The organism is Moorena sp. SIO4E2, assembly GCF_010671945.1.
In the GTDB taxonomy this organism is placed as follows: Bacteria; Cyanobacteriota; Cyanobacteriia; order Cyanobacteriales; family Coleofasciculaceae; genus Moorena; species Moorena producens.
Window position 1 is genome coordinate 1 of the sequence record NZ_JAAHIE010000254.1, and the last position, 5,111, is coordinate 5,111.

General features: G+C 44.3%; 3 protein-coding genes and 1 pseudogene. All 4 read left to right on the forward strand.

The genetic code is table 11. The features are described from left to right. A partial coding sequence (locus tag F6K37_RS22735; RefSeq protein WP_287252293.1) for a putative baseplate assembly protein occupies positions 1 to 1,747 on the forward strand: 1,747 nt, incomplete at its 5' end. Positions 1,748 to 1,759: 12 nt separating this feature from the next. After that, on the forward strand, positions 1,760 to 2,749 hold the full coding sequence (locus F6K37_RS22740; protein ID WP_287252295.1) for a baseplate J/gp47 family protein: 990 nt from the start codon (positions 1,760 to 1,762) through the stop codon (positions 2,747 to 2,749). 6 nt (positions 2,750 to 2,755) lie between these two features. Next, positions 2,756 to 3,520: a phage tail protein gene (locus F6K37_RS22745; protein ID WP_287252297.1), complete on the forward strand. Its 765-nt coding sequence runs from the start codon at positions 2,756 to 2,758 to the stop codon at positions 3,518 to 3,520. A 31-nt stretch (positions 3,521 to 3,551) separates the two neighbouring features. After that, a pseudogene (locus tag F6K37_RS22750) lies at positions 3,552 to 5,111 on the forward strand (hypothetical protein); the annotation flags it as partial.

Consider the following 5,111-nt stretch of genomic DNA (forward strand, 5'->3'; position numbering starts at 1 on the left):
TGGTAACTATGGTAGAGAAGCATCTTATCAACAAACAACAAATGGCTATCAATTTCAGCCAGCAACTTTTGCTCCTCCTTTAATTGAATCAATTGTACTGAGACACACCTTAACACTATCAGACGAAAAACCAGAAGACGTTATCACCTACAATGACTTCGTTTATTTAACTAATAGTCCTAAACCTTTCTTTCCTTTTCAAAGAAGCGAACTTGTTCAAAAAGCTTTCTATCTGGGTTTTAGCTTACCATTAGCTAGAACAGATTTTTCCAATCGTAAAATCAGCATGTTTCCCTGTGTAACTGAGGTAAAATATGGAGATAATAATGTTACATTAGTACCTAATGCAACGGCTGTTAAACAATTGAATAAAACTGAACAAGTTCAACTAGTATGGGACTATTGGAATGGCCAAGCATGGCAACAACTAACCATAAGAGATGAAACGGAAAACTTTACCCGTTCCGGTTTAATTGAATTTCTGCCACCAGGGGATTTTTCACCAAGGGAAGACTTTAATTTACCTCCCCGTTATTGGCTCCGGGTTCAATGGTTAAAGGGTGACTATGAGGTTGAACCTAGGCTGAAACAAGTACTGCTTAACACTACCATGGCAGCACAAACAGCTACGATCCAAAAGGAAATTGTTGGCTCCAGTGACGGGACTGAAAATCAAAAATTTAATACAACTAGTCAGCCAATTTTAGCAGGTCAAGAGCTGGAAGTGCGGGAACCGGAAATACCTTCTGCCCTAGAAAAGGACAAAATTCTCCTTGAAGAAGGGGAAAAGGCGATTACGGTTACTACTAATGAAACCGGAAGACCGCAAGAGATTTGGGTCCGTTGGCATCAAGTCCCGGATTTCTATCAATCAGAACCACGGGATCGCCATTATGTCTTTGATAATCTTACCGGAGAAATTACCTTTGGGGATGGACACAATGGACTGATTCCTCCTCCCGGTAAAGGCAATATCCGCATGAGTCGCTATCAAACTGGTGGTGGAACTGCTGGAAATAAACCGGCTGGGGCGATTGTCCAACTCAAAACCACAGTCCCCTATGTGGACAAAGTGATTAACCATCAAGCAGCAGCAGGGGGGGCAGAAGCTGAAACCATTGACTCCCTAATCGAGCGCGCACCTAAAGAAATTCGCCATCGTCAGCGTGCTGTAACTAAGGAAGATTACGAAGATTTAGCCAAGCTGGCTTCACCAGAGGTAATCAGAGCCAAGTGTGTACCCTTAGGGAATTTAAAAACTAATCCCCTGGATCCCAAGCCGGATTTAGCGGGAGCAGTCAGCGTGATTATTGTACCCCGCTCCACTGAGGCTAAACCCCTACCCAGTTTGGAGCTAATCAAGCGCGTCCAAAACTACCTACAAGCCTACACCGAACCCACAGTGGCAATCTCGGTGGTGGGCGCTCTCTATGTCCGTGTCGATATTACTACTAAAATTGCTGTCACTTCCCTAGAAGGATCTCGTGAGGTAGCACAAACCGTGGAACAAACCTTAGCTAGTTTTCTGCATCCCCTAACCGGTGGTTTTGACGGAATGGGTTGGAATTTTGGTCGTCAACCCTATAAATCCGACTTATACCGACTACTGGAGAGAGTGCCGGGAGTAGACCATGTTTATAGTTTGGAGGTGGCTGAAATTGAAGAATTAGACGGTGCTAGCGAGACTAATCGCTTTTTAGTCTATTCCGGCAACCACACCATCGATTTAACCTTTGTGGAATCCTGAGGAGGGTAACTCATGCCAATAGAATTGCCTAATCTTGATGACCGCACCTATGACGACTTGGTGCAAGAAGCCCTGGGTATGATTCCCAGCTATGCACCCCAATGGACTAATCACAATCCTTCTGATCCTGGTATTACCGTCATTGAGCTGTTTGCCTACCTTACCGAAATGCTGCTCTATCGGCAAAATCGGGTAACAGAAGCAAATATGCGGATGTTTTTACAACTGCTGAATGGACCAACTTGGCAGCAAACCAAGGATTTACAGACAGAGATTAAAAATGCCATTACCCAAGTACGCGATCGCTACCGAGCCATCACCTGTGCCGACTTTGTGGAATTAGCCCGAGAAGTAGAAGCAGATAATACCGTTGCGAGGGCACACTGTATACCTCGGCGTAACCTCAACTCGGAAAATGCCTTAGTCGAACCTGTGGATCAACCAGGTCATGTCAGTATTGTGATTATCCCCGATCGGGATGACAGTGAAAATAGCCCCCCTCAACCAAGCTCATTGCTGATTAACGAGGTAAAAAACCACTTAGAAGAACGGCGATTGATTGGCACCGCAATCCATGTAGTTGTGCCACGCTACATCACCATTAGCGTCAGATTAACCATACACCTCAACCGAGAAGCTGAAATAGCACCCAGTGAGGAGAAGATAAATAATGCACTGGAAAACTTTTTCGATCCCCTACCAAATCCTGACAATCCTCAAGGTTGGCCATTTGGTCGAAATGTTTATGTTTCCGAACTTTATCAACTACTTGATGAACTAGAATCTGTAGATTATGTCACCAAAACCAACCAGCAAGACGAAGTATTTTTTCCTCGTCCTGATGCCATAACCAATCAACAACGCCTAGTTTACACCAATACAGGAGATACACCACAGCTAAGTGCCATCAAGCTCAAACCAGAAGAACTAGTCGATTTAGATCTTACCGCCAGCCAGATAGAAATCATATCCCCCTTAGAAACCGTTGATTTCACCGGTTAAAAACCCATGACAAACTCAGCCCGTTCTCCCAGTAAACTTTTAGACTATCTGCCAGAGATTTATCAAAGCGACCCTTTCGTCGGTCAATTTTTACTACCCTTTGAAAAGATTCTTTTCGGTAGTGCAGATGGTGTCAATTTTTGTGAGCTGGGTTTAGAAGAAAAAATTGCCTGTATTTCTAATTACTTCCATCCCCAAGAAACACCCCCAGACTTCCTGCCCTGGTTATCTAGCTGGGTAGCTTTGAGTCTCAGAGCAGATTTAAATGTCCAAAAACAACGGAATTTTCTGGCCAACACCGTCAGACTGTATCGTTTTCGAGGGACTAAAGACAATTTACAAGAACTGCTAGAATTATTTCTAGAGGAAGAAGAAAAAGTCACCATTACCGACGCTTCCAATGCCGAATTTCAAATTGGTGACTCCCCACTCCTGAACCAAATTGATGATCGCGAAAAACTTCCCTCGCGATCGCTCCTGGGTAGAGGCACTTACCTTGGTGGTGGTATACCCCACTTTTTTATAGTAAGAATCACTCCAGCTCAAGGATTAACCCAAGAGCAACTCGACCGACAAATAGAAATTGCTACTGCCATCATCGAACAGGAAAAACCAGCCCATACCAAGTACAGACTAGAAATTATTTATCCTGACACCATGCAGATTGGTACTTTTGATCCTAATTCTGGAGAAGGTACCGGTTCCCAGATTGGAATTGATACTATTTTTGGCAAAATTCCCGAAAATGACGAATCTATCTTAGGAGAGTAAGTACCTGGACGACTGTACTAACTGTGTAAAGTTGCCAAAAGTCCCTCTGCTCCCTGCTCCCTACTCCCTGCTCCCTGCTCCCTGCTCCCTATTTCAACAGTTAATTTTACTTTTAAGGATTATGACAGATATACAACGTCCCAATTACTTTACTGCCCAGTTTCTAGTAGAAGAAGACTTTAACGATGAGCAAGCCTACCATCGTGACATGCGCCTGCGTCACAATCGTTTACTCCATGAATGGGGTGTGGTGGAAGGATTAGAAGTAACTAAAGTCGGGGATAAAAGAATTGCGGTTAGTGAGGGCATGGCCATTGATAAAGATGGTCGAGAAATTATTGTTTTACCCGATTCTCCCGTACCGAAAACGATTAACTTAGATGGATTACCACTCAATACAACTATTGAAATTACCATCATCTATCAGGAAATTCAGGAGAACCCTTACCGACTAGGTAACGAAACTAAATACACTCGCATCACTGAACGTCCCAAATTTGTCATCTACGGTGGTCAACAAAGGGAACACTGTGATGACGATAAAGTAGAGGTCAGAACTGGTAGTGCCCCCACTGATGATAATGTGATTATCTTGGCACGGGTGACCCTAGATAACAACGGTAACGTTAGTACAGTGGATAATTCTGTACGCAAGCTTGCTGGTGCTAAGTTATCTACCCTGGATAAGTTAGAGGTAGATGGTACGATTTCCGCCACCAACTTAAACCTGACAGGAGACTCAACTATCGATGGTTCCCTGACAGTGAATGGAAACCTGGAAGTAAAAGGGGATGTGATTGCCCGTGATACGGAGCATATTGCTGGGGATGTGTCCTTGGGGGACGAAGACAGTGATGAAGTGAAAGTTACAGGGGTAATTCGCTCCGGGCATTCATCTGGAGCACTGAGGGTGGATGATGCTTTACATACCACTGGTCCTCTGACAGTAGATGGAAATGTCGGCATTGGCACAACTAATCCTAGTGAAAAATTAGAGGTAAATGGAACTGTCAAAGCCACTAGGTTTGAAGGGGATGGTTCGGCTTTAACTGGTATTAGCCCTGGAAAGTGGTCTGATGGTACTAGTAACAGGATTTACTATAATGCTGGCCATGTCGGCATTGGCACAAATAATCCTACTGAAAAATTAGAGGTGACTGGAACGATCAAGGCCATTGCTACTCATACGGGCAGAGATTCAGCCTACGGAGTTTACAGCCAAGCACAAGGCAGTGACAGTGGCATTAAATATGGTTTGTATGCACAAGCAACGGGTGGTAGCAGTGGTAGGCGATATGGTGTCTATGGTGGTGCTTCTGGTGGTAGCTTTCAAATTGGTGGCTATTTCGCTGCTACTCATACGGGCAATAGAACGGCCTTCGGAGTTCAAAGCGTTGTAGTTGGCAATGGCAATGGCACTAAATATGGTTTGCATGCACAAGCAACGGGTGGTAGCAGTGGTACCCGATTTGGTGTTTACGGTAATGCTTCTGGTGGACAAACTCAATATGGTGGCTATTTCATTGCTACTAATACCGGCAATACTAACGCCTACGGAGTTCACAGCACTGTAGGAGGCAATGAAAATGGC